Raw genomic sequence first — 25,313 nt, 5'->3', positions numbered from 1 at the left:
CGCCAGTCTAGGGGCGGCTGGGGGGGGGCGGCCGGTTGCTATTAGGGCAGTTTTTCGCAAGGAGCGCAACGCGGCGAGCGGCCGTTCTCGTGGCAACCCCAAACTAAAAAAATACATTCCACGGGAATGCCCGAAATCGCCCACATGGCGGCGTCGCTCGTCGCTTGTTTGGCTCGGCCAAACGGCGCTCCTCACTTCTTGCCCTGCGAGCGATTTCGGGCATTCGCATGTGCGTTCCATATGGAAACAGACCCTAGTGTCGTCGGTCCTGCGTTTCCTTCGCGGCCCGTCATGCCGGCCGCTGCATTCCGCACGCGCGCGCATAGTGCGCGATCACGTCGCGTATCCGGTGGCGCACCCACGCGCGCGGCTCCTTCGCGAGCCCGCCCGTGCGGCACGCCGCGTAGACATCCGGCAGCCACTGCGCGACGAGCGTCTCCGGCACCGGCTGTCGCGCGAGGTTGTCGAACAGTTGCTCGACCGCGGCCGCGACGGCCGGCTGCAGCCAGTAGTAGCGAATCCGGTCGCTGTAGCTGAACTGGCGCGCGAGCCGCTGCTCGGTTTCGTCGCCGCGGTAGTACGGCGCCCAGTGCTCGGGCTGCGCGCGCATCGCGGCGTCGACCACGTCGCGCAACCGCGAGCGCTGCCCGACGTCGTCGGTCAGCGCGTCCTCGATGAAGGTCAGCGCGAACAGCGCCTCGCGCAGCGCGAACGTCAGTGCTGGGCCGACCTTCAGCACCGCGAAGTGGTCCCGCACGAGCGCGGCGAGTGCCCCCTCGGTCTGGTAATCCGTCGAATGCGCCTCGAACACGAGGTGCGGTGTCTGCAGGATACTCGCGCCGAGCGCCGCGGCCTTCGCGCTGTCGTAGTCGAGCACGTGGCGATCGTCGAAGTCGACGCCCGGCTGAGCGACGATCGCGACGACGCGCGCCCACGCGTCGTCGAGCCCGGCCGCCGCGAACGCGGTGCGGTGCGCATCGAGCGTCGCCGCGATGCTGTCGCTGCGCGTGACCGCGATCTGCGCGATCGCCGCCTCGCCGTCGTGACCGTTGTTGCCGCTGACTTCACCGCCCGGCGTCGGCACCTCGGTGCCGATCACGTAGACGGGCGCGATGCCGGCGCGCGCCGCCGCGGCTTCCGCCACGCGGCACAGTTCGGCCGCGCGCGCGGCGATCGTGCGATCGTCGAGCCGCACCGGATCGTCCGCGCACGCCATGCTCGCATCGAGGTGGATTTTTTCGAAGCCGGCTTCCACATAGGCGGCGACCATCGTGCCCGCCTCGCGCATCGCATCGGCCGCGCGGCGGTGCCGCCACGGGTTCGGCCCAAGATGGTCGCCGCCGAGCACGAGCGCCGACGGCGCCAGCCCGCAACGCCGGGCGATCGCGTCGACGTCGCGGCGGAAATCGGCGGGCGTCATGCCCGTATAACCGCCGAGATGGTTCACCTGGTTGCAGGTCGCCTCGATCAGGAGCGGCGAGCCATCCGCGCGCGCCGCTTCGCACGCGGCCTCCAGCACGAGCCGGTGCGCGCTGCAGATCGAATAGATGCCGCGCTGCGCGTCGGCGCGGTTCGCATCGAAGATCATCCGCAGCACGGCGTCCGCATGGGCGGTGCGCGGGCGTTCGGCGAAGGTCGTCAGGCCGGACATGCGATACCTCGTTCGGTCAGGAAGCGGTCGATCTCGGCCGCGCTGCTGTTGCCTTCCATCGGGCCGCGCCGCGTGACCGCGATCGCGCCGGCCGCGTTCGCGCGGCGCAATGCGGCATCGATCGGCACGCCCGCGACGAAGCTCGCCACGAGCGTGCCGCCGAAGCAGTCGCCGGCGCCGGTCGGGTCGATTTCGTCGACCTGAAAGGCCGGTGCTTCGACGCGGTCGGCGCGGTCAAATGCAACGCTGCCTTGCGCGCCGCGTTTCAGCACGACACGCTCGAGCAGCGGATGCGTCGCGAGCAGGCCCGCGATCGCACGCTCGGCCGGCTGCGGCCCGCAGAAGAACGGCAAATCGTCCTCGCTCGGCATGAACAGGTGGCACGCGGCGAGCATCGTCTCGAGCGCCGCGCGCATCGGGCGAAAGCTCAGCATCTCGGGCCGCACGTTCGGATCGAACGACACCTTCGCGCCGGCGCGCGCGGCCTCGATCACGCCGCGCTGCACGGCCGCGATCGCCGATTCGCTCGTCAGCGACGAGCCCATCACGTGGAAATAGCGGCAGCCGTCGAACATCGCGGTATCGACGTCGGACGCATCGACGCACGCGGCCGCACTGGTGGACAGACTGTAGACGAAGCTGCGCGAGCCGTCGTCGCGATACGCGACGAACGCGGTGCCGGTCGGACGCGCGACGCGACGGATGCGCGCGACGTCGACACCGTCGCGCTCGAGCCGCGCGACGATCGCGTCGCCGAACGCGTCGCGGCCGACGCAGCCCGCATACGCGACGCGCGCGCCGAGCCGTGCGGCCTGGTCGGCGAAGATCGCCGGCGCGCCGCTCGGGAACGGCCCGGCGAACAGGCCCGGCGCGTCGAAACCCTGGCCGCGCTCGGCGGCGACGAATTCGGCCAGCAGTTCGCCGGCGACGACGATCTCGGCCATCAGGCGAGCCCTCCCCGTTCGACGGTGGCCGCGGTGAGCGGCGCGGCCGCCCCGTCGCAGGCAGGCCGGCAGGTGACGCGTGCGAGCGGCGTCACGTCAGCTCATCCAGTTGCCGCCGTCGACGTTCAGCGTCTGGGCGGTGACGTAGTCGGCGTCGGACGACGCGAGGAACAGCGCGGCGCCCGTCAGGTCGCCCGGCACGCCCATGCGGCCGAGCGGCACGGCTTCGCCCACGAGCCGCTTCTTCTCGCCGAGCGGCCGGTTCTCGTAGCGCGCGAACAGCGCATCGACCTGCTCCCACATCGGCGTGTCGACGACGCCGGGCGCGATGCCGTTCACGTTGATCCGGTGCGGCGCGAGCGCGAGCGCGGCCGACTGCGTGTAGCTGATCACCGCGGCCTTGGTCGCGCAGTAGTGCGAAACGAGCGCCTCGCCGCGACGCCCGGCCTGCGACGACATGTTGACGATCTTGCCGCCGCGCCCCTGCTCGACCATCCGCTGCGCGACGGCCTGCATCAGGAAGAACAGCCCTTTCACGTTGACCGCGAACAGCCGGTCGAACACGTCCCACGATTCGTCGAGGATCGGCCGCATGTCGAACAGCGCCGCGTTGTTGAACAGGATGTCGACGCCGCCGAAGCGCTCGACCGCCGTGGCGACGATGCGCTCGATGTCGTCGCGGCGCGTGACGTCCGCGGTGACAGCCACCGCGCGGCCGGGGTTCGCCTCGATGAGCCGCGCGAGCGAGCCGCTGGCAGGCTTCAGGTCGACGAGTACGCAGCGCGCGCCCTCGTCCAGATAGCGTTGCGCGACCGCCTCGCCGATGCCGCTTGCGGCGCCCGTCAGGATCGCGACCTTGTCTTCCAGTCTCACTGGCTGTCTCCGGTTCGTTCTGCTTTACGACGGCCGCGAGATGAACTAACGCTCGCCGACCGATCAATTGCTCTGTTGTTGATCGAATGATCGGATACGCGATTCGCGCTGTCAAGGCAACATGACGGCTTTCTATGATGCGCTGCGGCACAACGGCGCACCGCGGCGGCCCGCCACGCGCGCCCGGCAAGGCGCGGCGCGCGCGGTGCGGCGCGGTCGGATCGGCGATGAAGGGGACGGAGCGACGACGAAAAGGGGAATTCGCGCTGCACGGCGCGGCGATACGTTATATCATCGCCATACTTTGTTTCACGCCCAGCTTCACGCCATGGCTACCTCATCGTCCATTGACGCCCGGCTGTCCCGGGCCGACGCATTCGCCGCCGAGCACGGGCTCGCGTGGACGCCGCTGCGCCGCCAGGTCTACGAACGCGTGCTGGCCGCGCAGCGCCCGATCGGCGCGTACGACCTGCTCGCCGAGCTCGAGCCGCAGCGCGGCCGCGTGCCGCCCACGACCGTCTACCGCGCGCTGGATTTCCTCGTCGAGCACGGCTTCATCCACCGGATCGAATCGAAGAACGCGTTCTTCGCGTGCTGCGAGATCGGCGTCCCGCACGAAGGCCAGTTCCTGATCTGCGATTCGTGCGGCGACACCGTCGAGATTCCCGGCGGCGACCTCGCGAAGCAGTTGTCCGCGAGCGAGCCCGCGCACGGTTTCGAAGTCCACCATCAGGTCGTCGAGCTGAGCGGCCTGTGCGGACACTGCAAGCGCAAGCCCGCGCAACGCTGACGCGTATCGGGCGGCACACGCGCCGCCCCCTTCCAACGAGGAGTTCCATGCCCATTGCCCTGAAGCGCGCGCCGCGGCGCGCCCTGACGCCTGTCCGCTGGCTCGCCGCTGCCGTCTCCGCGGCCGCCGCGCTGTCGCTCGCGGCGCCCGCGTTCGCACAGGCCGCGACCGTCAACGTCGTCGCCGCCGAGAATTTCTACGGCGACGTCGCGTCGCAGATCGGCGGCAGCCATGTCGCGGTGACGAGCATCCTCAGCAATCCCGACCAGGATCCGCACCTGTTCGAAGCGAGCCCGAAGACGGCCCGCGCGCTCCAGCACGCGCAGGTCGTGATCTACAACGGCGCCAACTACGATCCGTGGATGAGCAAGCTGCTCGGCGCGTCGAAGCAGGCGAAGCGCGCGACGATCGTCGTCGCCGACCTGGTCGGCAAGAAGGCCGGCGACAACCCGCACCTGTGGTACGCCCCGGCGACGATGCCGGCCGCCGCACGCGCGATCGCGGCCGAACTCGGCCGCGCCGATCCGGCGAACAAGGCCGAATACGATGCGAACCTGCAGAAGTTCGTCGCGTCGCTGAAGCCCGTCGACGACAAGGTCGCCGCGCTGCGCGCGCAGTACAAGGGCGTGCCGGTGACGGCCACCGAGCCGGTGTTCGGCTACCTGTCCGACGCGATCGGCCTCGACATGCGCAACCAGCGCTTCCAGCTCGCGACGATGAACGACACCGAAGCCAGCGCGCAGGACGTCGCCGCGTTCGAGAACGACCTGCGCAAGAAGCAGGTACGCGCGCTGATCTACAACAGCCAGGCCGAAGAACCGATGACCAAGCGCATGCTGAAGATCGCACGCGACGGCGGCGTGCCGACCGTCAGCGTCACCGAGACGCAGCCGGCCGGCAAGACTTTCCAGCAATGGATGGCCGGCCAGCTCGACGCGCTCTCGGCCGCGCTTGCCGCCGGCAAGAAATAAACAACCGTAACGCCATGACCGCCACTCCCCACGCACTCGCCGTCGATCGCGTCACGCTCGAACTGGGCGGACGCACGATCCTGCGCGACGTCAGCTTCGCGATCGAACCCGGCGAATTCGTCGGCGTGCTCGGGCCGAACGGCGCGGGCAAGACGACGCTGATGCGCGCGGTGCTCGGCCTCGTGCCCGTGTCGGCCGGCACGCTGTCCGTCGGCGGCGTGCCGGTCGTACGCGGCAACGCGTCGATCGGCTACATGCCGCAGATTCGCAGCGGCCTCGCGAACCGCCGGATGCGCGGCTACGACTTCGTCGCGATGGCCGCCGACGGCCACCGCTGGGGGCTGCCGCACACGAACGCGGCAACGCGCCGCGACGTCGACCGCGTGCTCGATCTCGTCGGCGGCCCGACGCTTGCCCGCCGGCCGCTGTCGGAACTGTCCGGCGGCGAGCGGCAGCGCCTGCTGCTCGCGCAATGCCTGCTCGGCAGCCCGAAGCTGCTGCTGCTCGACGAGCCGCTGATCAGCCTCGACCCGAACCACCAGCGCGGCGTCGTCGAGCTCGTGCGCAACGTGCAGCGCGAGCTCGGCATCACCGTGCTGTTCTCCGCGCACGAACTGAATCCGTTGCTGAACGCGCTCGACCGTGTGCTGTATCTCGGCAACGGCGTCGCGGCGCTCGGCACCGTCGACGAGGTGATCACGAAGCCCGTGCTGTCGCGGCTCTACGGATCGCCGATCGACGTGATGCGCGTGAACGGCAAGATCTTCGTGATGTCGGGCGACGTCGAGATCGAGAAGCACGACCACGAACACGAGGACGACGACGGCCACTCGCACGGCGGTGGCGGCGGCCACGGCCATCACCACCACGGACACGCTCATCCCGGGCACTCGCACGATGTTTGAATACGACTTCATGATCAACGCCTTCGCGGCGTCGGGGATCGTCGCGGTGCTCGCGGGCATCGTCGGCTACTTCCTGGTGCTGCGCGGGCAGACCTTCGCCGGCCATGCGCTGTCGCACGTCGGCTTCACCGGCGCGACGGGCGCGGTGCTGCTCGGCATCTCGCCGATCTGGGGGATGGTCGGTTTCACGCTCGCGGCCGGGATCGGGATGGGCGCGCTCGGCGAAAAGCTCGCGGGCCGCGACGTCGCGATCGGCGTGATCCTGTCGGGTGCGCTGGGTTTCGGCCTGCTGTTCCTGCATTTCTACACGTCGTTCGCGACGCAGGTCACCGCGCTGCTGTTCGGCAACGTGCTCGCGGTGAGCCACAACACGCTCGCGGTGCTCGCCGGCATCGGCGCCGTGAGCCTGCTCGCGCTCGCGCTGATCGCGCGGCCGCTGCTGTTCGCGTCGCTGCAGCCCGAACTGGCCGAAGCCAAGGGCGTGTCGCTGCGCACGGTGTCGATGCTGTTCCTCGCGGTGTGCGCGCTCGCCGTGGCCGCGGCCACGCAGATCGTCGGCGTGCTGCTGGTGTTCACGCTGCTGGTCGGACCGGCTGCCGCCGCGCAGAACGTGACGACGCGGCTGTCGACCGGCGTGCTGCTCGCCGCGCTGTTTGCGTTGTTCGAGGCATGGCTCGGCATCGTGCTCGCGTATCACACCGACTGGCCGACGAGTTTCTGGATCACCGCGCTGTCGGCGCTCGTGTACGGCGCAAGCCTGTTGCGGCGCCACTGATCGACGCCCGACAACCATGAAAAACGCCGGCGTGCCCGAGGGCAGCGCCGGCGTTTTTTCATGCACCCGCTCGTGCGGCGCGCCGTGTGTCGCCGCGTGCCGCCGTGTGCGTTATGTGCTCCCCTTCCCGCTCATCGCGCGAGCACGCGCGCGTGATGCGCGATGTGATCGGCGATGAACGTCGAGATGAAGTAGTACCCGTGGTCGTAGCCCGGATGGCGGCGCAGCGTCAGCGGCTGGCCTGCCTTCGCGCACGCGGCTTCGAACACGTCGGGGTTGAGCTGGTTCGCGAGGAACTGATCCGCGAGGCCCTGATCGACGAGGATGCCGTCCGCGAACTTCGGCGCATCGGCGCGCGCGACGAGTTCGCTCGCGTCGTGTGCCTTCCAGGCATCGCGATCGGCGCCGAGGTAGCCCGAGAAGGCCTTCTCGCCCCACGGGCAGCGTGTCGGCGCGGCGATCGGCGCGAACGCCGATACCGACCGGTACAGCCCGGGATGACGCAGCGCAAGCGTCAGCGCGCCGTGCCCGCCCATCGAGTGACCGAAGATCCCGAGCCGCGCGCCGTCGATCGGCAGTTCGGCCGTGACGAGTTCGCGCAGCTCGCCCGTCACGTACGACTCCATCCGGTAATGCGCGGACCACGGCGCTTCGGTCGCGTCGACATAGAAGCCCGCGCCGACACCGAAGTCCCACGCGTCGGTCTCTCCCGGCACGCCCGCGCCGCGCGGGCTCGTGTCCGGCATCACGAGCGCGATGCCGTGCTGCGCCGCGTATTGCTGCGCGCCGGCCTTGATCGCGAACGTCTCGTCGGTGCACGTGAGCCCCGCGAGATAGAACAGCGCCGGCACGCGGCCGTGCGCGGCCTGCGGCGGCAGGTACACCGAGAACTTCATCGGCAGGCCGATGGCCGCCGAATCGTGACGGTAGAAACGCTGCTCGCCGCCGTGGCACGCATGCGAGGAAACGAGTTCGAGCATCGCGGTGCGCTCCCGGTCAGTACAGCACGACCGAACGGATCGACTCGCCGGCTTTCATCAGGTCGAAGCCTTCGTTGATCCGCTCGAGCGGCAGCGTATGCGTGATCAGGTCGTCGATGTTGATCTTGCCTTCCATGTACCAGTCGACGATCTTCGGCACGTCGGTACGGCCGCGCGCGCCGCCGAACGCCGAGCCCTTCCACTCGCGGCCCGTCACCAGCTGGAACGGACGCGTGCTGATTTCCTCGCCCGCTGCCGCCACGCCGATGATGAACGACTGGCCCCAGCCCTTGTGCGTGCACTCGAGCGCCTGGCGCATCAGCTTCACGTTGCCCACGCATTCGAACGAGTAATCCGCGCCGCCGTCGGTCAGCTGCACGATGTGGTCGACCACGTTCTCGACTTCGTTCGGGTTGATGAAGTGCGTCATCCCGAACTTCTTCGCGAGCTCGACGCGCTTCGGGTTGATGTCGACGCCGATGATCTTGTCCGCGCCGACCATCTTCGCGCCCTGGATCACGTTCAGGCCGATCCCGCCGAGCCCGAACACGACGACGTTCGCGCCGGCCTCGACCTTCGCCGAGTACACGACCGCGCCGACGCCCGTCGTCACGCCGCAGCCGATGTAGCAGATCTTGTCGAACGGCGCGTCCTCGCGCACCTTCGCCACCGCGATCTCCGGCACGACGATGTAGTTCGAGAACGTCGACGTCCCCATGTAGTGGAACAGCGGCTTGCCGTCGAGCGAGAAGCGCGACGTCGCGTCGGGCATCAGGCCCTTGCCCTGCGTCGCGCGGATCTTCTGGCACAGGTTGGTCTTGCGCGACAGGCAGAACTTGCACTCGCGGCATTCGGGCGTGTAGAGCGGAATCACGTGGTCGCCCTTCCTCACGGTGCCGACGCCGGGGCCGACGTCGACCACGACGCCCGCGCCTTCATGGCCGAGGATCGCCGGGAAGATCCCTTCCGGATCGGCGCCCGACAGCGTGTAGTAGTCGGTGTGGCAGATGCCCGTCGCCTTCACCTCGATCAGCACTTCGCCTGCGCGCGGCCCTTCGAGATCGACTTCCTCGATCGTCAGCGGTGCGCCCGCCTTCCATGCAATCGCGGCTTTCGTCTTCATCGTGTGACTCCTGTCTGTGTGTGAGGTCGGCCCGGGTTCGCGCGTCGGCGCTCATGTCGACCGGCCTGGGTGCGCCAGCACCGACGCCGGCCCAATGCTTCGCACCGGGTTCCATGCAAAGCGGTCGAAACCGTGCCGCGCGGCGTCGCGCACGGCACGGCGAAAGAATCTCGTGCTCGCCATGATGGCCGGTTCCGCCGCGCATCGCGTGCGGGAAACGGCCGCCGGCTTGCCACGATGCGTCATCGCTGACGCAAAAGAACAAGTGCCCGATTTTAAGCGCCCGTCGTGAACCATGCATCCGTCCGGGCATACAGGTCGATGAAGCGCGCATGGCGCGCGGCCAGCAAGCGATCGTCGCGCGGCTCGGCAACCGGCGACGCGGCCGGCGCCAGCGCGTGCAGCGCGTCTTCCCGCCAGTGCCCGATCGCGACACCCGCCAGCAGCGCGGCGCCGCGCGTCGCGGCGTTCGGGCAGTCGATCGCGTGAAGCGACGCGCCCAGCGAGTCGGCAAGCAACTGGCGCCAGCGCGGATCGACCGAGCCGCCGCCCGCGAGACGCAGCGTCGTCACCGGGTCGCCGCGGTCGGCATCGCGGATCGCATCGAGCCCGGCGCGCAACGCGAACGCGACGCCTTCGAACGCGGCGCGCATCATCGCGCCGCGCGTGTCGCCGAGCCCGAGGCCGAGCCAGCCGCCGCGCGCGTCGGGGTTCATCCACGGCGAACGCTCGCCCGTCAGGTAAGGCAGGAAGCACAGACGTTCCGACGCAACCTGCGCGAACGCATCGTCGTACGCATCGGCCCACTGCGCGTAGCCGAGCCAGCCGCGCACGGCTTCGAGCGCGAGCCCGACGTTCTGCATCGCGGCCATCGTGTAATAACCGCCGCCGACCGCCGCGCGATAGCGATGCAGCCCGCGTCGCGCGGGCGGCAGCACATCCGCGAGCACGACGATCTGGCCGCCGCTGCCCGTCGTCAGCAGCGCATCGCCGGCGGCGGCGAGCCCGCTGCCGAGGGCCGCGCATGCGGTGTCGGCCGCGCCCGTCGCCAGCGGCACGCCGGCCGGCAGGCCGAGTGCAGCCGCAGCCGGTGCGCCGAGCGTGCCGCAGCGCGCAGTCGACAGCTGCACCGATGCGAACCGGTCGGCCGGCAGGCCGAGTGCGTCGATCAATGCGAGATCCCATGCACCGTCGGGCGTCGCGAGCGCGGTCGCGCACGCGTCGCTCGGATCGGCCGCGACGTCGCCGCCCAGCGCGATGCGCAACCAGTCCTTCGGCTGCACGGCCCAGCGCGCGGCGCGCAGTGCATCGGGTTCGTGAGCGGCCAGCCAGCGCAACAGCGGGCCGGCCATACCCGGCGCGACGGGGTTCGGGGCAACGGGCAATCCGGCGACGGGCGATCCCGTGACGGGCCAGCCGGCCTCATCCGCTTCGCGCACCGCCCGCGTGTCGGGCCACAGCAGCGCGGGCCGCACCGGCTGCCCGGCCGCGTCGATCAGCACGACGCCGTGCATCTGCCCCGAGAACCCGATCGCCGCCACCTGCGCACGCTCGCCGGCCGGCAACCGCGCGGCCGCGCGCACCAGCGCCTGCCACCACGTGTCGGGCGCGATCTCGGCCCAGCCAGGCTGCGGCGACGACAGCGCATAGGGTTCGCTCGCGACCGCACGCTCGACGCCGTCGGCATCGAGCGTGACGAGTTTGACGGAGCCGGTGCCGAGGTCGATTCCGAGCAGGCGCATGACGTGAGGGCGAATTCGAATGAACGGATGTCGATGATAACGGGATCGCGATGCGCGCCCCGTCTTTTGCCGCCGCCGCGCCGGCCGAAATCGCCATGGCCTGCCGGGTTTCACCCGGCTGCACGTTGGCGGTGAAAGCGGCCGCTCGCGGGTTAACCCGGCACGATTTTTCCCAGGCACTTTTTGCCGCTATGCGCCCCGCCCGATACACACCATAAAGCGGCCGATATTTGACATGGGGGCCAGCGCTATTTTGAAGGGCTATAAAACCGGGAACCCTCACTCCTGCGGCAGTTTCCCGATGATCGACACCCTGTTTCATGCCGAAATGGCATATCGAACCAGCAAAGAGCGGAATAGTACCCAGCGCTCTTGTTGCGTGGATTCATTCCGCATAACTTCGTATCACCCCGAAAACAAGATCATGGAGTGAGACAGATGCAATCGAACACGGTCCATCCGTGCGATGAGGTGCTGCCGACCGGCAAGCTGGTAACGCTTGGCCTGCAACACGTCCTCGTCATGTACGCCGGCGCTGTTGCCGTGCCGCTTATCGTTGGCGCCGCACTCAAGCTGCCGAAAGACCAGATCGCGTTCCTGATCAGCGCCGATCTGTTTTCGTGCGGCATCGCCACGCTGATCCAGACGCTGGGCCTGTGGATCTTCGGGATCCGCCTGCCCGTCATCATGGGCTGCACGTTCGCGGCAGTCGGCCCGATGATCGCGATCGGCACGAACCCCGGCCTCGGCATTCTCGACATCTTCGGCTCGACGATCGCGGCCGGCATCATCGGTATCGTGCTCGCGCCGATGATCGGCAAGCTGTTGCGGTTCTTCCCGCCGGTGGTGGTCGGCACCGTGATCGCGGTGATCGGGCTGTCGCTGATGGAAGTCGGCATCAACTGGGCGGCCGGCGGCGTCGGCAACCCCGAGTACGGCAGCCCCGTCTACCTCGGCCTGTCGCTGCTCGTGCTGACGCTGATCCTGCTGATCAACAAGTTCGGCCGCGGTTTCATCGCGAACATCTCGGTGCTGCTCGGCATCGTCGCCGGCTTCGCGATCGCGTTCGCGATCGGCCGCGTGAATACCGACGGCGTCGCGCACGCACCGTGGGTCGGCATCGTGATGCCGTTCCACTTCGGCATGCCGCACTTCGACCCGCTGTCGATCGTGACGATGGTCACGGTGATGTTCGTCACGTTCATCGAATCGACCGGCATGTTCCTCGCGGTCGGCGACATGGTCGATCGTCCGGTCAACCAGGAGCGCCTCGTGCGCGGCCTGCGCGTCGACGGCCTCGGCACGCTGATCGGCGGCATCTTCAACTCGTTCCCGCATACGTCGTTCTCGCAGAACGTCGGCCTGATCGGCGTGACGGGCGTGAAGAGCCGGTTCGTATGTGCGACGGGCGGCGTGATTCTCGTGCTGCTCGGCCTGTTCCCGAAGATGGCGCAGGTGGTCGCATCGGTGCCGCCGTTCGTGCTCGGCGGTGCGGGCATCGTGATGTTCGGGATGGTGGCCGCGAACGGCATCAAGGTGCTGTCGAAGGTCGACTTCGTGAACAACTCGCACAACCTGTTCATCGTCGCCGTGAGCGTCGGCATGGGCCTCGTGCCGGTCGTGTCGCCGCACTTCTTCTCGAAGCTGCCGCCCGCGCTCGCCCCGATCCTGCACAGCGGCATCCTGCTGGCGTCGGCATCGGCCGTGATCCTGAACATCGTGTTCAACGGCGTGAAAGGCGAAAAGGATGCGCGCTGCGAGATCCGCCGCGCCGGACACGACTTCGACGGCCGCCCGGCCGACGTGCATCACTGATCACGACGCGCCGGACGACGGCGCGAAGCGGTAACGGAAAACGCCACGGCATGCCGTGGCGTTTTTGCTTGGCGGAGCCGGGCTACGCGGGGTGCCTCGCGCGCGAGGGGTGGCTGCCTGCGATGCGGTGCAGGCGGCCTGGTTGATCGGGTGATCGGGTGATCGGTTGATCGCGCCTGGACGCGTATCTGCCGAGATCGGCATCGGCGGCATCCGATGCAGTCATCGTCACGCCAACCGTCGTGGTCTCGCACGACCCGGCCGCACAAAAGAAAACGCCACGGATTTTCATCCGTGGCGTTTTCGCTTTTGCATCTCGCCGGTTCGGCAGGCAGAAGCAGTTGCCCGCTCCTGCCCCGCCTTTCACTTAGCCGTTCGTCGCCGCCGACGACGCAGGCGCCGGAGCGGACGCCTTGTCGTAGTCGACCGGCGCATCCGGCGCGCGCGGCGTCTCGCCTGCCCGCTGAATCCACCCGCCGCCCAGTGCGCGGTACAGGTCGACGAGGTTCGTCCAGCGCGCCAGACGTGCGTTGATCAGCGTCTGCTGTGCCGAGTACAGATCCGTCTGCGCGGTCAGCACCGACAGGTAGCTGTCGACGCCGTTCTTGTAACGCAGGTCCGACAGGTCGAAACGGCGCTGCTGCGCATGCTCGTTGCGCTCGAGCGCCGCGATCTGCTGGTCGTACGTGCCGCGTGCGGCCAGGCCATCCGCCACTTCGCGGAATGCCGACTGGATTGCCTTCTCGTAGTTCGCGATCTCGATGCGTTTCTGCACGTGCGCGAGATTCAGGTTCGCGATGTTCTGCCCGCCTTCGAAGATCGGCATCGTGATCTGCGGCGCGAACGACCACGCCGCCGTGCCGGCCTTGAACAGGCCGCCCAGCGTCGGGCTGCCGGTGCCGAACGCGCCCGTCAGCGAGATGCGCGGGAAGAACGCCGCGCGTGCCGCGCCGATGTTCGCATTCGCGGCCAGCAGCGTCTGCTCGGCCTGCATCACGTCCGGACGACGCGTCAGCAGATCCGACGGCAACCCGGCCGGCACGTCCGTCAGCAGGTTCTGCGCGTCGAGCGGCATGCCCGGCGGCAGATCGTCCGGCAGCGGCTCGCCGATCAGCAGCACCAGCGCGTTCAGCGCCTGCGCACGCGCACGCGCCTGCGCCTGCTGGTTCGCGAGCGCCGTCTCGACCACCGTCTGCGCTTGACGCAGCTCGAGCTCGGAGCCCGTGCCGTTGTCGAACTGCAGCTTCGTCAGGTCGTACTGCGCCTGAGCGGACTTCAGCGTGTTCTCCGTGACCTTCAGCAGGTCGTCGGTCGACAGCAGCGTCAGGTACTGGTCCGCCACCTGCGACACCAGCGAGATCTCCGACGCCTGCCGTGCGTACGACGTCGACAGGTACTGCGCGAGCGCCTGGTCCTTCAGGCTCTGCACGCGGCCGAACAGGTCGAGCTCCCACGACGCGGACAAACCGACGTTGTAGGAACGCGAGATATACGGCGCCCCCGTCTGCGACAGACCTTGCGGCACGCGCTGGATGCTGCCCGTGCCCGTGCCGTCGAGCGTCGGGAACAGCTCCGCGCGCGTGATCTGGTACTGCGCGCGCGCCGCCTCGATGTTTAGCACCGACACGCGCAGGTCGCGGTTGTTCTTCAGCGCGATCTCGATCAGCCGCTGCAGGCGCGGATCGACGAAGAATTCGCGCCAGCCGATGGCGGTCGCCGCCTGGCCGTTCGCGCTGCGCGCGCCGGCCGCACCCGGCTGCGTCGCGTAGACGCCGCCGGCCGGGTACGCCTGTGCGACGGGCGCGTCGGGCCGCTTGTAATGCGGCGCCATCGTGCAGCCCGTGGCAAAGAGCGCGACCGCGATTGCAGTCAAAGCGTGTTTTTGCATCATCACTGTCCCTTGTTGCCTTCGTCGCCGTTGCCCGGCTTCTCTTCGTGGTGCGAGTGCTCCTGAGCCAGGCGCAGCGCCTCGTCGACGTCTTCCTTCTCGCCGCTGAAGATCGCACGGATCTTCACGAAGAACATCGGGATCATGAAGATCGCGAGGAATGTCGCCGTGATCATCCCGCCGATCACGCCCGTACCGATTGCGTGCTGGCTCGCCGAACCCGCGCCGTTGCTGATCGCGAGCGGCATCACACCGAGAATGAACGCGAGCGACGTCATCAGGATCGGACGCAGCCGCAGGCGCGCCGCTTCCAGCGCGGCCTCGATCGGCCCCATCTTCTCCGTCTGCTGCAGTTCGCGCGCGAACTCGACGATCAGGATCGCGTTCTTCGCGGACAAGCCCACGGTCGTCAGCAGACCGACCTGGAAGAACACGTCGTTTTCCAGACCGCGCATCGTCGCCGCAAGCAGTGCGCCGATCACGCCGAGCGGCACCACCATGATCACCGAGAACGGGATCGACCAGCTTTCATACAGTGCCGCCAGACACAGGAACACGACGAGGATCGAGATCGCGTACAGGATCGGTGCCTGCGAGCCGGACTGGATTTCCTGGAACGACAGGCCGGTCCACGAGTAGCCGATACCGACCGGCAGCTTCTTCGCGAGCCCTTCCATCGCGGCCATCGCCTGACCGGTCGACTTGCCCGGTGCGGCCTGGCCCTGGATTTCCATCGCCGACACGCCGTTGTAGCGCTCGAGCTTCGGCGAACCGTACGTCCAGTGACCGGTCGCGAACGAGCTGAACGGCACCATCCCGCCCGACCCGTTGCGCACGTACCAGATGTTCAGGTCTTCCGGCGTCATCCGGAACGGTGCATCCGACTGCACGTACACCTTCTTGATCCGGCCGTCGGTATCCAGGAAGTTGTTCACGTACTTCGATGCCCATGCGATCGAGAACGTCTGGTCGATCGCATCCGCCGTCACGCCGAGCGCGTTCGCCTTCTCGCGGTCGATGTCGACCTTGTACTGCGGCGTATCGTTCAGGCCGTTCGGGCGCACGCCCTGCAGCGTCGGATCCTTCGAGGCCATCCCGAGCAGCTGGTTACGCGCGGCCATCAGTGCATCGTGGCCGAGCCCCGCGTTGTCGGTCAGTTCGAAGTCGAAGCCCGCAGCCGTACCGAGTTCAGGAATCGACGGCGGGTTGAACGGGATCACCACTGCGTCCTTGTAACCCGAGTAGCGCCCGAACATCCGGCCGATCAGCGCCTGCACCTTCTGGTTCGCATGCTGACGCTGCGAGTAGTCCTTCAGGCGAACGAACACGAGACCGGAGTTCTGGCCACGGCCCGCGAAGCTGAAGCCGTTGACCGTGAACGCCGATTCGACGATTTCCTTCTCGTCCTTCAGCAGGTAGTCGGAAATGTTCGCGAGCGTCTTCGCGGTCGTTTCCTGCGTCGAACCCGACGGCGTCTGCACGATCACGAACATCAGGCCCTGGTCTTCATCGGGCAGGAACGACTTCGGCAGGCGCACGAACAGCAGGCCAACCGCGACGATCACGACCAGATAGATGATCAGCCAGCGGCCCGAGCGCTTGATCACGTGGTGCACGCCGACGTGGTACTTGTCGCGGCTGTTGTTGAACGTGCGGTTGAACCAGCCGAAGAAGCCCTTCTTCTCTTCGTGATGCCCTTGCGGGATCGGCTTGAGGATCGTCGCGCACAGTGCCGGCGTCAGAATCAACGCGACGAGCACCGACAGCACCATCGCCGACACGATCGTCAGCGAGAACTGGCGATAAATTGCGCCGACCGAACCGCCCGAGAACGCCACCGGCACAAACACCGCCGACAGCACCAGCGCCACGCCGACCAGTGCGCCGGTGATCTGGCCCATCGCCTTGCGGGTCGCCTCCTTCGGTGACAGGCCCTCCTCCGCCATCACGCGCTCGACGTTCTCCACCACCACGATCGCATCGTCGACCAGCAGGCCGATCGCGAGCACGAGGCCGAACATCGACAGCGTGTTGATCGAGAAGCCCACCATCGACATGATCGCGAACGTGCCGAGCAGCACGACCGGCACCGCGATCGTCGGGATGATCGTCGCCCGCAGGTTCTGCAGGAACAGATACATCACGAGGAACACGAGCACGATACCTTCGAGCAGCGTCTTGACCACTTCCTCGATCGACAGCTTCACGAACGGCGTCGTGTCGTACGGGTACTTCACGACGAGGCCGTGCGGGAAGAACGGTGCCAGTTCGTCGATCTTCGCGCGCACGGCCTTCGCGGTCGCGAGCGCGTTCGCGTTGGTCGCGAGCTGGATACCGAGTGCCGCGGTCGGCTGACCGTTGTACTTCGTGTCGAAGTTGTAGTTTTCGCCGCCGAGGCCGATCTGCGCGACGTCCTTCAGGCGAACCTGCGAGCCGTCCTGGTTGACCTTCAGCAGGATGTTGCCGAACTGCTCGGGCGTCTGCAGCAGTGTCGATTCGGTGATCGTCGCCTGCAGCATCGTGCCCGGCTTCGCCGGCGTGCCGCCGATCTGGCCGCCCGCGATCTGCACGTTCTGCGCGGTGATCGCGGAGCTGACGTCGACCGGCGTGAGGCCGTAGTTCGTCAGGCGGTTCGGGTCGAGCCAGATCCGCATCGCGTACTGCGAGCCGAACAGCGTGACGGTACCGACGCCGTTCAGCCGGCTGATCGGATCCTTCACGTGCGACGCCACGAAGTTCGCGAGGTCGTACTTGTTCATGCTGCCGTCTTCGGAGTTGAAGGCGAGCACCAGCAGGAAGCTGCTGCTCGACTTCGTCACCGAGAGGCCGAGCTGCTGCACGACCTGCGGCAGGATCGGCGTCGCGAGCGACAGCTTGTTCTGCACCTGGACCTGCGCGATGTCGGCGTTGGTACCCGGCGCGAAGGTCAGCGTGATCGTCGCGTTGCCCGAGTCGTCACTGGTCGACGACATGTACAGGAAGTTGTCGAGACCGCTCATCTGCTGTTCGATCACCTGCGTCACCGTGTCTTCCACCGTCTTCGCGGAAGCGCCCGGATAGTTCGCGGTGATCTGGATCGATGGCGGTGCGATCGTCGGATACTGCGAGATCGGCAGCGTGAAGATCGCCGCAACCCCGGCCAGCATCAGGATGATGGCGATCACCCACGCGAAGATCGGGCGATCGATAAAAAACTTTGCCATGAAACAGGCTCCCTGTTATTGCGCGCTCGAAGCAGCGGCAGCACTCGCCGGCGCAGCGCCCGATGCGGCAGCACCGGAAGCGGCAGCGGCGCCGGAACCGGCGGCAGCCGGCGCGGCGGACGCGGCAGCCGCACCCGACGCGGCATCGGCCGCCGGTGCGAGCTGCGCGGGGACCGTCTTCACGGTCGCACCCGGGCGCACCTTGTCGGCGCCCTGCACGATCACGTGATCACCCGCTTGCAGACCGCCTTCGACCACCCAGTTCGGGCCCTGCATGCCCGTCGTCTTCAGCGGACGCGGCTCGACCTTGTTGCTGGCGTTCACCACCATCGCGATCGCCTGGCCCTTCTGGTCGTGCGTGACGCCGATCTGCGGCACCAGGAACGCGTTCTCGTTCACGCCTTCCTCGATCCGTGCACGCACGAACATCCCCGGCAGCAGCACCTTGCCCGGGTTCGGGAAGACCGCGCGGATCGTCACCGAGCCGGTGGTCTGGTCGACCGTCACGTCCGAGAACTGCAGCTTGCCCGGCTCCGAATAGGTCTTGCCGTCTTCCAGGATCAGCGACACCTTCGCCGCGCCCGGGCCGGACGTCTTCAGGCGCCCGCTCTGCACGTCCTGGCGCAGCTTCAGCCCTTCGAGGCTCGACTGCGTGAGGTCCACGTACACCGGGTCGAGCTGCTGCACCGTCGACATCAGCGTCGCCTGGCTCGCCTGCACGTACGCGCCCGGCGTCACCTGCGAGATGCCGACGCGGCCGGTGATCGGCGAAACGACATCGGTATAGCCGAGGTTGATCTGCGCGGTATCGACCGCCGCCTTGCCGGCCGCGACGTCCGCCGCGGCCTGGCCTTGCGTGGCCACCGCGTTGTCGTAGTCCTGCTTGCTGACCGCGTTCGCGGCCACCAGCACCTTGTAGCGTGCGACCAGCGCGTTCTGCGTGACGAGGTTCGCCTGCGCCTTCGCGAGCGTTGCCTTTGCACTGTTCAGCGCCGCGATGTAAGGCGCCGGGTCGATCTTGTAGAGGCGCTGACCGGCCTTGACGTCGGTGCCTTCGGTGAATTCACGGCGCAGCACGATGCCGTCGACCCGCGCGCGGACCTGCGCGACGAGGAACGCGCTGGTGCGGCCCGGCAGGTCGGTGAAGACCGGTACGGCTTGCGGCTGGACGGTGACGACGCCGACTTCCGGCGTTTGCGGCGGCGGTGCCGATTCTTTTTTCCCGCACGCGGCCAGGAAAACGGCGGCCGTCGCGACAGTGATTAAGCGGTATGGAACCCGTTCGACGCGCATGGAGCGACCTCTGTGTATAACCAATGGAATAAGTGCCGCACCCGACCGGAGCGAGCGCAACACGGATGCGCCTCACGGCGCAGATCGAACACCTGAATTACTGGACTGCTAGATACAGCAAGCGGCACGAAACCTCCGTGCCGACAGGATGCCCCGCAACTGCGGACTGGTACTTTGGCGGGAATCAGCAGAGTGGGATATTAACTGATTGCCACTTGGGTCATTCGATCGTAGGGTGGTATTGTATATACATTCATGAATGTATGTAAAAAGCCCGTTTGTGCGCGACCGGCTGTCCAGTCTTACAGATTGTTACCAGCCGCGAGCATAGCCAGTCTATATGACCGCGCCGGGGGTTGCAGACCCTATATTCACCTACGATCGATCCAATCAGGCCTGCACATGGTCAGACGTACCAAGGAGGAGGCGCTCGAGACGCGCAATCGCATTCTCGACGCCGCCGAGCACGTGTTCTTCGAGAAAGGCGTGTCGCACACGTCGCTCGCGGACATCGCGCAACATGCCGGCGTGACGCGCGGCGCAATCTACTGGCATTTCGCGAACAAGAGCGAACTGTTCGACGCAATGTTCGACCGCGTGTTTCTGCCGATCGACGAGTTGAAGCGGATGCCGCTCGACGCGCCGGGCGGCAATCCGCTCGACAAGATCCGCCAGATCCTGATCTGGTGCCTGCTCGGCGTGCAGCGCGACGCGCAGTTACGCCGCGTGTTCAGCATCCTGTTCATGAAGTGCGAATACGTCGCGGACCTGGAGCCGCTGCTGCAACGCAACCGCGCGGGGATGAGCGAGGCACTGCACGCGATCGACGCCGATCTCGCGGGGGCCGTGCGGCTCAAGCTGCTGCCCGAGCGGCTCGATACGTGGCGCGCGACGCTGATGCTGCACACGCTCGTCAGCGGTTTCGTGCGCGACATGCTGATGCTGCCCGACGAGATCGACGCCGAGCAGCATGCGGAAAAGCTCGTCGACGGCTGTTTCGACATGCTGCGCTACAGCCCGGCGATGCTGAAGGACGGCGAATGACCGCGCGACGCGCGTTCGCCCGCGGTTCGGATCTTCGTTTCATCGCGCGGGCCGCCAATCTCGCCGACGGCCTGCCCGCCGCCCCTTCTCCCCGCCCGGTTCAGGCCGCCTTCGCGCGTTGCGCGCGGGCCCGCCGGTTCGACGCGGCGACCGAATCGCGCTTCGGCATCGGCGCACCTGCCAGCCCCGCGATCCACGCCTCGGTGGACATCACGGCCGCGAAATTCGACTGGAACACCACCGCGTACGCGCGGTGAATCTCCTCGGCGCTCGCCGCGCCTGCTTCGTTCTCGTAAGGCAGCGTGCCCGTCGCGTCGTTCAGGTATTCGACATTCAGCCCCGCATGCGCCGCGTGATAGACCGTCGACGCATTGCAGTTGTGCGTCATGTAGCCGGCCACCGCGAGCGTGTCGATCCCGTGCGCATCGAGCCACGCCGCAAGGTCGGTCCCGGCAAACGAGCTTGCGCGCGTCTTCTCGATCAGGTGTGCATACGGCCGGCCGGCGACGACCGCGTGCAGCGCGACGCCGTCGGTGCCGGGCGCGAAGATCGGCGCGCCGGCCGGCGCGACGTGCTGGACGACGATCACGGGCACGCCGGCCGCATGCGCGGCATCGATCGCGCGGCCGATGTTCGCGAGCGACACGTCGAGCGGCGGATATTCGATCGGCAGGTTGCCCGTCACGTACTCGTTCTGGACGTCGATCACGATCAGCGCGCGGCGGGAAGCGGAATGGGAAACGGAATGCGGGACGGCGTTCGACATGGCGGGCTCCTGGTCCAGGGGCGCGGCCCCGCCCCGGAACGGGGTGGTCAGCGGCGCGATGCGATGCATTGTCGGGGCGCGACGCTCACGTGGACAGTGGCCCGATAGCCATTCTTCGATAGAATCGGGCCATCACCAATCCGGAGCCCGCCATGACCGCCGCCTCGTCCACCCGGCCCGCCTCGGCCGCTCCGACCGTCGTTGCCGTGATCGCGTACGACGGCATCAGCCCGTTCCACCTGTCGGTGCCGTCCGTCGTGTTCGGCAAGGAACGCGACGCGGCCGCGTCGCCCGCGTTCGAGTTCCGCGTCTGCTCGGCCGAGCGCGGCCCCCTGTCGACGACGGGCGGTTTCACGATCACCGCGCCCTACGGCCTCGACGGGCTCGACGACGCGGACATCGTCATCGTGCCGGCGTGGCGCGACCCGGACGAAGCGCCGCCCGACGTGCTGCTCGACGCCGTCCGTGCGGTCGCCGCGCGCGGCGCGCAGCTCGTCGGGCTGTGCCTCGGCGCGTACGTGCTCGCCGCGGCCGGCTTGCTCGACGGCCGCCCGGCCACCACGCACTGGGCATGGGCCGACGACTTCGCACAACGCTTCCCGCGCGTGAAGCTCGATCCGGACGTGCTGTACGTGGACGACGGCAACCTGATGACGTCGGCCGGCACGGCCGCGGGGCTCGACTGCTGCCTGCACGTCGTGCGGCGGCGCTTCGGCTCGGACGCCGCGAACCAGATCGCGCGCCGCCTCGTGATCCCGCCGCACCGTCAGGGCGGGCAGGCGCAATACGTGCCGCAGCCGGTCGCCGCGCACCCGCGCGATGCGCGGCTCGCGGGCCTGCTCGACTGGGTGCGCGCGCACCTCGACGCCGCGCACAGCGTCGATTCGCTCGCCGAACGCGTGCTGATGAGCCGGCGCACGTTCACGCGCCACTTCCGCCAGGCGACCGGCACGACCGTCACCGCGTGGCTGCAGGCCGAGCGGCTGGCGCGCGCGCAGCATCTGCTGGAAACCACCGGGCAGTCGATCGATGCGATCGCGCAGGCGGCCGGCTACGGGTCGAGCGTGTCGCTGCGCCAGCATTTCGCGGGCGCGCTCGGCACGTCGCCGTCGGCGTATCGAAGGGAATTTCGCGGCGCCGGAGCCGGAGCCGATGCCGCCCGGTAGGCGCGCGGCGGACAAGCCTTGCAGCGGAAACGACCGGCCGCTCAGCCGCCGTTGATCCAGCGCGCCGCGTAGAGCAGCAGCGCGACGAAGACGATCATCGCGGCCCACGCCCACACGGGCACCGTGCCCGAGCCGCGATGCGGGAGTGCACTGGCGGCACGCCCGGTCAGCGCGCCGCCGAGGTGCGGCGGCAGCGCCCGCTTCGTCGCGGCCACCAGCGACGCCGGCCGCAGGAACACGTGCTGGCGCCGCGGCGCGGCCGAGCGCGCGCGATTCGGTGCGAGGCCGTGCTTCGCCTGCACGACCGCGCAGAATTCACGGAAGAAATCGTCGGTCCATTCGCGCAGCGTATTTTCGATCTGCCGCCCCGGCAGCTCGGTGAGCGGGCCGCTTGCCGTCGCCCAGACCACGTACTCGATACGCGTGGCGTTCGCGTCGTCATCCGGCATCAGCACGAGTTCGACCTGGCCGCGCAGCGCGCCGAGCCCGTCGGCCCGCGCCTTGAAATTGAGCACGCGGCGCGGCTGACCTTCCGCATCGCCCTGCTCGGCGGCCGAATGCGCACGCACGTCGTAGCGGGCGCGCAGCGGGCCGAGCGGCACCGTGATCGTCAGCGCGAACTCGCCGTCCGCAAGCTTCACGAACGATTCGCAATGATCGAAACTCGCGCGCAGCAGCGCGAGATCCTCGAATGCCTCCCGCACGACGGGCGGCGCGAGCGGTATGCGCAATGTGTCGTTCAGTTCCATGACGCCTCCCCGATGAACACGCGCCGCATCAGGATGTCTCGACGAGACTGTCGATCCGTGCGGCGTCGAAGGCGACGTAGAGCGCGAGCGCCGACGCCGCCCCCTTCGGTTCCTCGTAACTCCATGCGGCGTTCTCGATCACGCCGTCTTCCGTCTGCAAGTCGAAGTGCACGGCCTCGCCCCTGAACGGGCAGACCGACGTGACACCGGATTTCACGAGCCGGCGCATGTTGACGTCGCGGCGCGGCAGGTAATGGGTGTCCGGCAGGCCCGTTTCGCGCACGGTCAGCGCGCCGTGCGAATCGGCGTACGTGATGCCGCGATGGATCACGCGCACGCGATGACGGTTCGGCACGATTTCGAGACGAGGGTCGGCTGCGTCGGACATCGTTTCTCCTTGGGACGACCCGGCCAGGCCGGGCTCAGGAAACGAAAAAGCCACGGCACGGGTGCCGTGGCTTTCATTATGGGCGAAACCGCAGCCGAATGCGCGACCCGGGCCGGCGCCGCGCGCGGCAGGCTACTGCGCGCTCCACTGGAACGCCGTCTTCGCGCCGCCCTTCGCGCCGACCGTGACGGCACGGGATTCCTCGTTGCCCTGGTACGACGCATGCACCGTATAGCGGCCCGGCGGCACCTTCACGAGCATGTACGGCCCGCGCGCGTCGGTCTTCAGCACCTCGTCGCCCTTGCCGTCGACGATCCGCACATGAACGTCGGCCAGGAACTCGCCGCCCTTGCCGGTGAAGCGCAGCGCCAGCGGCCATTTCGGCTCGTTGCGCTGGAACGCCGTCGATTCGTCCTGCCCGACGCCGCCGGACACGAAGGTGACGTCGCCCTGCTGGCCCGCGGCGGGCAAGCCGTCCGACTGCGCGTACGCGCCGGTCGCTCCGGCCGCGAGGCCGGCGGCCAGCGCCGCGGCGACGGCAAATCGGGACACGTTGCGTAGATATTGCATGGCTCTCTCCTTGGGGTCGGAACACATACAGGGCGCTGCGTCACGCATTCGAGCGGCGGCGGCGCCCGCCGCGGCCGGCCTGGCCGGCCGTCGGCCGTGGCCGGTCAGCTCAGGTCGACCGGCACGAAGATCTGGGCATTATCGCGCTGGATCAGCAGAGCAAGACTGTTGCCCGCGCCCTTGACCGCGTCGCGCAACTGCTCGGGGCTCGTGACCGGGCGGCCGTTGACCGCGAGGATCACATCGCCGGGCTGGATGCCCGCGTTGGCGGCCGGCCCGCCGGCCTGCTGCACGATCAGGCCGTGCGACAGGTTGTCGGCGCTGCGCTCCTGCGGCGACAGCGGACGCACCGCAACGCCCAGGCGCCCCTGCTCGACGGGCCCGCCGTCGTTCGACGCGAGCTTCGCATCGGCCATCGCGCCGAGCGTCACGCTGATCGACTTCTTCGACTTGTCGCGCCAGATCTGCAGGTCGGCCTTCGAACCCGGCTTCAGGTTCGCGATCTGCGCGGGCAGCGACGTCGAATCGGCAACCGGCGAGCCGTTGACCGACAGGATCACGTCACCCGGCTGCAGGCCGGCCTTCGCGGCCGGGCCGTTCGGATCGACCGAGCTGACGAGCGCGCCGTCCGGCTTCTGCAGTCCGAACGAGCTCGCGAGCGTCTGGTTCAGCCCCTGCACGGCGACGCCGAGGCGGCCGCGGCTCACGTGGCCCGTCTTCACGAGTTCGTCCTTCACCTTGATCGCCTCGTTGATCGGGATCGCGAACGACAGGCCCTGGAAGCCGCCCGTCTGCGAATAGATCATCGAGTTGATGCCGATCACCTCACCCTGCAGGTTGAACAGCGGGCCGCCCGAGTTGCCGGGGTTCACCGGCACGTCGGTCTGGATGAACGGCGTGTAGTTCTCGTCCGGCAGCGCGCGCGACTTCGCGCTGATGATGCCCGACGTGACCGTGTTGTCGAAGCCGTACGGCGAGCCGATCGCGACGACCCACTGGCCGACCTTGCTCTGCGCCGGGTCGCCGATCTTCACGGTCGGCAGGCCGCTCGCATCGATCTTCAGCACCGCGACGTCCGACTGCTTGTCCGAGCCGACGACCTTCGCCTTGTATTCGCGCTTGTCGGTCAGCTTGACCGTGACGACGTTCGCGCCGTCGATCACGTGCGCATTGGTGAGGATGTACCCGTCGGAGCTGATGACGAACCCGGAACCGAGGCTCGCGCTCGGCTGGTCGTCCGGTTGCGCGTCGCCGCCCATGCCCGGCACCTGGCCGTAGAAGTGCTTGAAGAACTGGTAGAACGGATCGCTCGGATCGATCGGCAGTTGCGGCTGCGGCACGCGCCGCGACACCTGCTTCACGACGTGCTTCGCGCTGATGTTCACCACCGCCGGGCCGTAAGTCTCGACGAGCCCGGAGAAATCGGGAATGCCGGTCTTGGCGGCCGCTTCGGCCGGCATCAGCGCGGCAGCCTGCGCGGGCGTGATGATTTGGGGATCGGCGCGGCGGGTGCCGGCAACATAACCGGCGGACAGGGCGGCCGCCACGGCGACCGCGACGGCGCCGCGCGCAAGGAATCGGGTGTTCATCGTAGGACCTCCTCTTTGTTAGGACGCAGCGTAACGACCCTGACTTAAAGGAGGCTTAATCAGCCTTAAGCGGGGCTTAAGCGGCCGC

The 25,313-nt window shown here is 68.1% G+C and carries 21 protein-coding genes; 7 read left to right on the top strand and 14 right to left on the bottom strand.

The window, feature by feature from the left end; genetic code table 11:
• Positions 1–289 precede the first annotated feature (289 nt).
• The 3 genes from ABIC51_RS24075 to ABIC51_RS24065 form a co-directional block, all read right to left on the bottom strand.
• Positions 290–1,651 carry a D-tagatose-bisphosphate aldolase, class II, non-catalytic subunit gene (locus tag ABIC51_RS24075; protein WP_354006655.1) on the bottom strand — a complete coding sequence of 454 codons (1,362 nt, stop codon included), beginning with the start codon at positions 1,649–1,651 and terminating at the stop codon, positions 290–292.
• Complete coding sequence (locus ABIC51_RS24070) at positions 1,639–2,595, bottom strand: sugar kinase (RefSeq protein ID WP_059692638.1); 957 nt, start codon at positions 2,593–2,595, stop codon at positions 1,639–1,641. The genes ABIC51_RS24075 and ABIC51_RS24070 overlap by 13 nt, the downstream gene beginning before the upstream one ends.
• 96 nt (positions 2,596–2,691) lie before the next feature.
• Complete coding sequence (locus tag ABIC51_RS24065) at positions 2,692–3,468, bottom strand: L-iditol 2-dehydrogenase (protein ID WP_059590589.1); 777 nt, start codon at positions 3,466–3,468, stop codon at positions 2,692–2,694.
• 328 nt (positions 3,469–3,796) lie between these two features.
• Here ABIC51_RS24065 and ABIC51_RS24060 point away from each other — a divergent pair, with 328 nt between their 5' ends.
• The 4 genes from ABIC51_RS24060 to ABIC51_RS24045 are packed head-to-tail and all read left to right on the top strand — an operon-like array spanning position 3,797 to position 6,909.
• Positions 3,797–4,258 carry a Fur family transcriptional regulator gene (locus ABIC51_RS24060; protein WP_011546084.1) on the top strand — a complete coding sequence of 154 codons (462 nt, stop codon included), beginning with the start codon at positions 3,797–3,799 and terminating at the stop codon, positions 4,256–4,258.
• 47 nt (positions 4,259–4,305) lie between these two features.
• Positions 4,306–5,229 carry a metal ABC transporter solute-binding protein, Zn/Mn family gene (locus ABIC51_RS24055; RefSeq protein WP_027789247.1) on the top strand — a complete coding sequence of 308 codons (924 nt, stop codon included), beginning with the start codon at positions 4,306–4,308 and terminating at the stop codon, positions 5,227–5,229.
• Between the two features lie 14 nt (positions 5,230–5,243).
• Positions 5,244–6,134: an ABC transporter ATP-binding protein gene (locus ABIC51_RS24050; RefSeq protein ID WP_059692641.1), complete on the top strand. Its 891-nt coding sequence runs from the start codon at positions 5,244–5,246 to the stop codon at positions 6,132–6,134.
• Positions 6,127–6,909 (top strand): metal ABC transporter permease, encoded by a 783-nt coding sequence (locus ABIC51_RS24045; RefSeq protein ID WP_354006654.1) that lies wholly within the window; start codon positions 6,127–6,129, stop codon positions 6,907–6,909. Before ABIC51_RS24050 ends, ABIC51_RS24045 begins: the two co-directional genes overlap by 8 nt.
• A 131-nt stretch (positions 6,910–7,040) precedes the next feature.
• On the opposite strand, the gene fghA is transcribed toward ABIC51_RS24045, so the two are convergent.
• The 3 genes from fghA to ABIC51_RS24030 all read right to left on the bottom strand — a co-directional run bounded on the left by fghA (position 7,041) and on the right by ABIC51_RS24030 (position 10,754).
• Positions 7,041–7,889, bottom strand: a complete 849-nt coding sequence (gene fghA / locus ABIC51_RS24040) for an S-formylglutathione hydrolase (RefSeq protein ID WP_021159522.1) — start codon at positions 7,887–7,889, stop codon at positions 7,041–7,043.
• A gap of 16 nt (positions 7,890–7,905) precedes the next feature.
• Positions 7,906–9,012, bottom strand: a complete 1,107-nt coding sequence (locus ABIC51_RS24035) for an S-(hydroxymethyl)glutathione dehydrogenase/class III alcohol dehydrogenase (RefSeq protein WP_006483756.1) — start codon at positions 9,010–9,012, stop codon at positions 7,906–7,908.
• A gap of 275 nt (positions 9,013–9,287) precedes the next feature.
• Positions 9,288–10,754: a xylulokinase gene (locus tag ABIC51_RS24030; RefSeq protein WP_354006653.1), complete on the bottom strand. Its 1,467-nt coding sequence runs from the start codon at positions 10,752–10,754 to the stop codon at positions 9,288–9,290.
• Positions 10,755–11,192: 438 nt separating this feature from the next.
• On the opposite strand from ABIC51_RS24030, the gene ABIC51_RS24025 reads away from it, so the two are divergent.
• On the top strand, positions 11,193–12,569 hold the full coding sequence (locus ABIC51_RS24025; protein WP_021159518.1) for a nucleobase:cation symporter-2 family protein: 1,377 nt from the start codon (positions 11,193–11,195) through the stop codon (positions 12,567–12,569).
• Positions 12,570–12,936: 367 nt separating this feature from the next.
• On the opposite strand, the gene ABIC51_RS24020 is transcribed toward ABIC51_RS24025, so the two are convergent.
• The 3 genes from ABIC51_RS24020 to ABIC51_RS24010 are packed head-to-tail and all read right to left on the bottom strand — an operon-like array spanning position 12,937 to position 18,953.
• A complete protein-coding gene (locus tag ABIC51_RS24020) occupies positions 12,937–14,460 on the bottom strand; it encodes an efflux transporter outer membrane subunit (protein WP_175861875.1) in 1,524 nt (507 codons plus the stop codon).
• Positions 14,460–17,660, bottom strand: a complete 3,201-nt coding sequence (bpeB, locus tag ABIC51_RS24015; protein ID WP_027789241.1) for an efflux RND transporter permease BpeB — start codon at positions 17,658–17,660, stop codon at positions 14,460–14,462. Before bpeB ends, ABIC51_RS24020 begins: the two co-directional genes overlap by 1 nt.
• 15 nt (positions 17,661–17,675) lie before the next feature.
• Complete coding sequence (locus tag ABIC51_RS24010; RefSeq protein WP_027789240.1) at positions 17,676–18,953, bottom strand: efflux RND transporter periplasmic adaptor subunit; 1,278 nt, start codon at positions 18,951–18,953, stop codon at positions 17,676–17,678.
• A 402-nt stretch (positions 18,954–19,355) separates the two neighbouring features.
• Between ABIC51_RS24010 and ABIC51_RS24005 the strand changes: the two genes are divergently transcribed.
• The gene (locus tag ABIC51_RS24005; protein WP_027789239.1) at positions 19,356–19,997 is read left to right on the top strand and encodes a TetR family transcriptional regulator; all 642 of its coding nucleotides are present in this window, start codon (positions 19,356–19,358) and stop codon (positions 19,995–19,997) included.
• A 100-nt stretch (positions 19,998–20,097) separates the two neighbouring features.
• Here the strand turns inward: ABIC51_RS24005 and ABIC51_RS24000 are convergent, their stop codons facing one another.
• A complete protein-coding gene (locus ABIC51_RS24000) occupies positions 20,098–20,763 on the bottom strand; it encodes a cysteine hydrolase family protein (protein WP_175898202.1) in 666 nt (221 codons plus the stop codon).
• Positions 20,764–20,915: 152 nt separating this feature from the next.
• Here ABIC51_RS24000 and ABIC51_RS23995 point away from each other — a divergent pair, with 152 nt between their 5' ends.
• Positions 20,916–21,929, top strand: a complete 1,014-nt coding sequence (locus ABIC51_RS23995) for a helix-turn-helix domain-containing protein (RefSeq protein WP_027789237.1) — start codon at positions 20,916–20,918, stop codon at positions 21,927–21,929.
• Between the two features lie 41 nt (positions 21,930–21,970).
• Here ABIC51_RS23995 and ABIC51_RS23990 read toward each other — a convergent pair whose 3' ends face one another.
• The 4 genes from ABIC51_RS23990 to ABIC51_RS23975 all read right to left on the bottom strand — a co-directional run bounded on the left by ABIC51_RS23990 (position 21,971) and on the right by ABIC51_RS23975 (position 25,225).
• Entirely contained in the window at positions 21,971–22,678 is a 708-nt protein-coding gene (locus tag ABIC51_RS23990; protein WP_146253706.1) for an SRPBCC family protein, read from the bottom strand.
• A 28-nt stretch (positions 22,679–22,706) separates the two neighbouring features.
• A complete protein-coding gene (locus tag ABIC51_RS23985; RefSeq protein WP_027789235.1) occupies positions 22,707–23,066 on the bottom strand; it encodes a DUF427 domain-containing protein in 360 nt (119 codons plus the stop codon).
• Between the two features lie 132 nt (positions 23,067–23,198).
• Positions 23,199–23,636, bottom strand: a complete 438-nt coding sequence (locus tag ABIC51_RS23980; protein ID WP_027789234.1) for a carboxypeptidase-like regulatory domain-containing protein — start codon at positions 23,634–23,636, stop codon at positions 23,199–23,201.
• 104 nt (positions 23,637–23,740) lie between these two features.
• Positions 23,741–25,225, bottom strand: a complete 1,485-nt coding sequence (locus ABIC51_RS23975; RefSeq protein WP_011353057.1) for a DegQ family serine endoprotease — start codon at positions 25,223–25,225, stop codon at positions 23,741–23,743.
• Positions 25,226–25,313 lie beyond the last annotated feature (88 nt).

Origin of the sequence: Burkholderia sp. 572 (assembly GCF_040545135.1) — a bacterium.
GTDB lineage: Bacteria > Pseudomonadota > Gammaproteobacteria > Burkholderiales > Burkholderiaceae > Burkholderia > Burkholderia cepacia.
Note: the sequence above shows the minus strand (reverse complement) of the source record. Positions and strands in the feature narration are given on the sequence as shown.

What these genes read in the sequence shown, in the direction of transcription:
- ABIC51_RS24075 (WP_354006655.1), bottom strand. Translation starts at nt 1,651, where the DNA reads ATGTCCGGCCTGACGACCTTCGCCGAACGCCCGCGCACCGCCCATGCG.
- ABIC51_RS24070 (WP_059692638.1), bottom strand. Translation starts at nt 2,595, where the DNA reads ATGGCCGAGATCGTCGTCGCCGGCGAACTGCTGGCCGAATTCGTCGCC.
- ABIC51_RS24060 (WP_011546084.1), top strand. Translation starts at nt 3,797, where the DNA reads ATGGCTACCTCATCGTCCATTGACGCCCGGCTGTCCCGGGCCGACGCA.
- ABIC51_RS24055 (WP_027789247.1), top strand. Translation starts at nt 4,306, where the DNA reads ATGCCCATTGCCCTGAAGCGCGCGCCGCGGCGCGCCCTGACGCCTGTC.
- ABIC51_RS24050 (WP_059692641.1), top strand. Translation starts at nt 5,244, where the DNA reads ATGACCGCCACTCCCCACGCACTCGCCGTCGATCGCGTCACGCTCGAA.
- ABIC51_RS24045 (WP_354006654.1), top strand. Translation starts at nt 6,127, where the DNA reads ATGTTTGAATACGACTTCATGATCAACGCCTTCGCGGCGTCGGGGATC.
- fghA (WP_021159522.1), bottom strand. Translation starts at nt 7,889, where the DNA reads ATGCTCGAACTCGTTTCCTCGCATGCGTGCCACGGCGGCGAGCAGCGT.
- ABIC51_RS24035 (WP_006483756.1), bottom strand. Translation starts at nt 9,012, where the DNA reads ATGAAGACGAAAGCCGCGATTGCATGGAAGGCGGGCGCACCGCTGACG.
- ABIC51_RS24030 (WP_354006653.1), bottom strand. Translation starts at nt 10,754, where the DNA reads ATGCGCCTGCTCGGAATCGACCTCGGCACCGGCTCCGTCAAACTCGTC.
- ABIC51_RS24025 (WP_021159518.1), top strand. Translation starts at nt 11,193, where the DNA reads ATGCAATCGAACACGGTCCATCCGTGCGATGAGGTGCTGCCGACCGGC.
- ABIC51_RS24020 (WP_175861875.1), bottom strand. Translation starts at nt 14,460, where the DNA reads ATGATGCAAAAACACGCTTTGACTGCAATCGCGGTCGCGCTCTTTGCC.
- bpeB (WP_027789241.1), bottom strand. Translation starts at nt 17,660, where the DNA reads ATGGCAAAGTTTTTTATCGATCGCCCGATCTTCGCGTGGGTGATCGCC.
- ABIC51_RS24010 (WP_027789240.1), bottom strand. Translation starts at nt 18,953, where the DNA reads ATGCGCGTCGAACGGGTTCCATACCGCTTAATCACTGTCGCGACGGCC.
- ABIC51_RS24005 (WP_027789239.1), top strand. Translation starts at nt 19,356, where the DNA reads ATGGTCAGACGTACCAAGGAGGAGGCGCTCGAGACGCGCAATCGCATT.
- ABIC51_RS24000 (WP_175898202.1), bottom strand. Translation starts at nt 20,763, where the DNA reads ATGTCGAACGCCGTCCCGCATTCCGTTTCCCATTCCGCTTCCCGCCGC.
- ABIC51_RS23995 (WP_027789237.1), top strand. Translation starts at nt 20,916, where the DNA reads ATGACCGCCGCCTCGTCCACCCGGCCCGCCTCGGCCGCTCCGACCGTC.
- ABIC51_RS23990 (WP_146253706.1), bottom strand. Translation starts at nt 22,678, where the DNA reads ATGGAACTGAACGACACATTGCGCATACCGCTCGCGCCGCCCGTCGTG.
- ABIC51_RS23985 (WP_027789235.1), bottom strand. Translation starts at nt 23,066, where the DNA reads ATGTCCGACGCAGCCGACCCTCGTCTCGAAATCGTGCCGAACCGTCAT.
- ABIC51_RS23980 (WP_027789234.1), bottom strand. Translation starts at nt 23,636, where the DNA reads ATGCAATATCTACGCAACGTGTCCCGATTTGCCGTCGCCGCGGCGCTG.
- ABIC51_RS23975 (WP_011353057.1), bottom strand. Translation starts at nt 25,225, where the DNA reads ATGAACACCCGATTCCTTGCGCGCGGCGCCGTCGCGGTCGCCGTGGCG.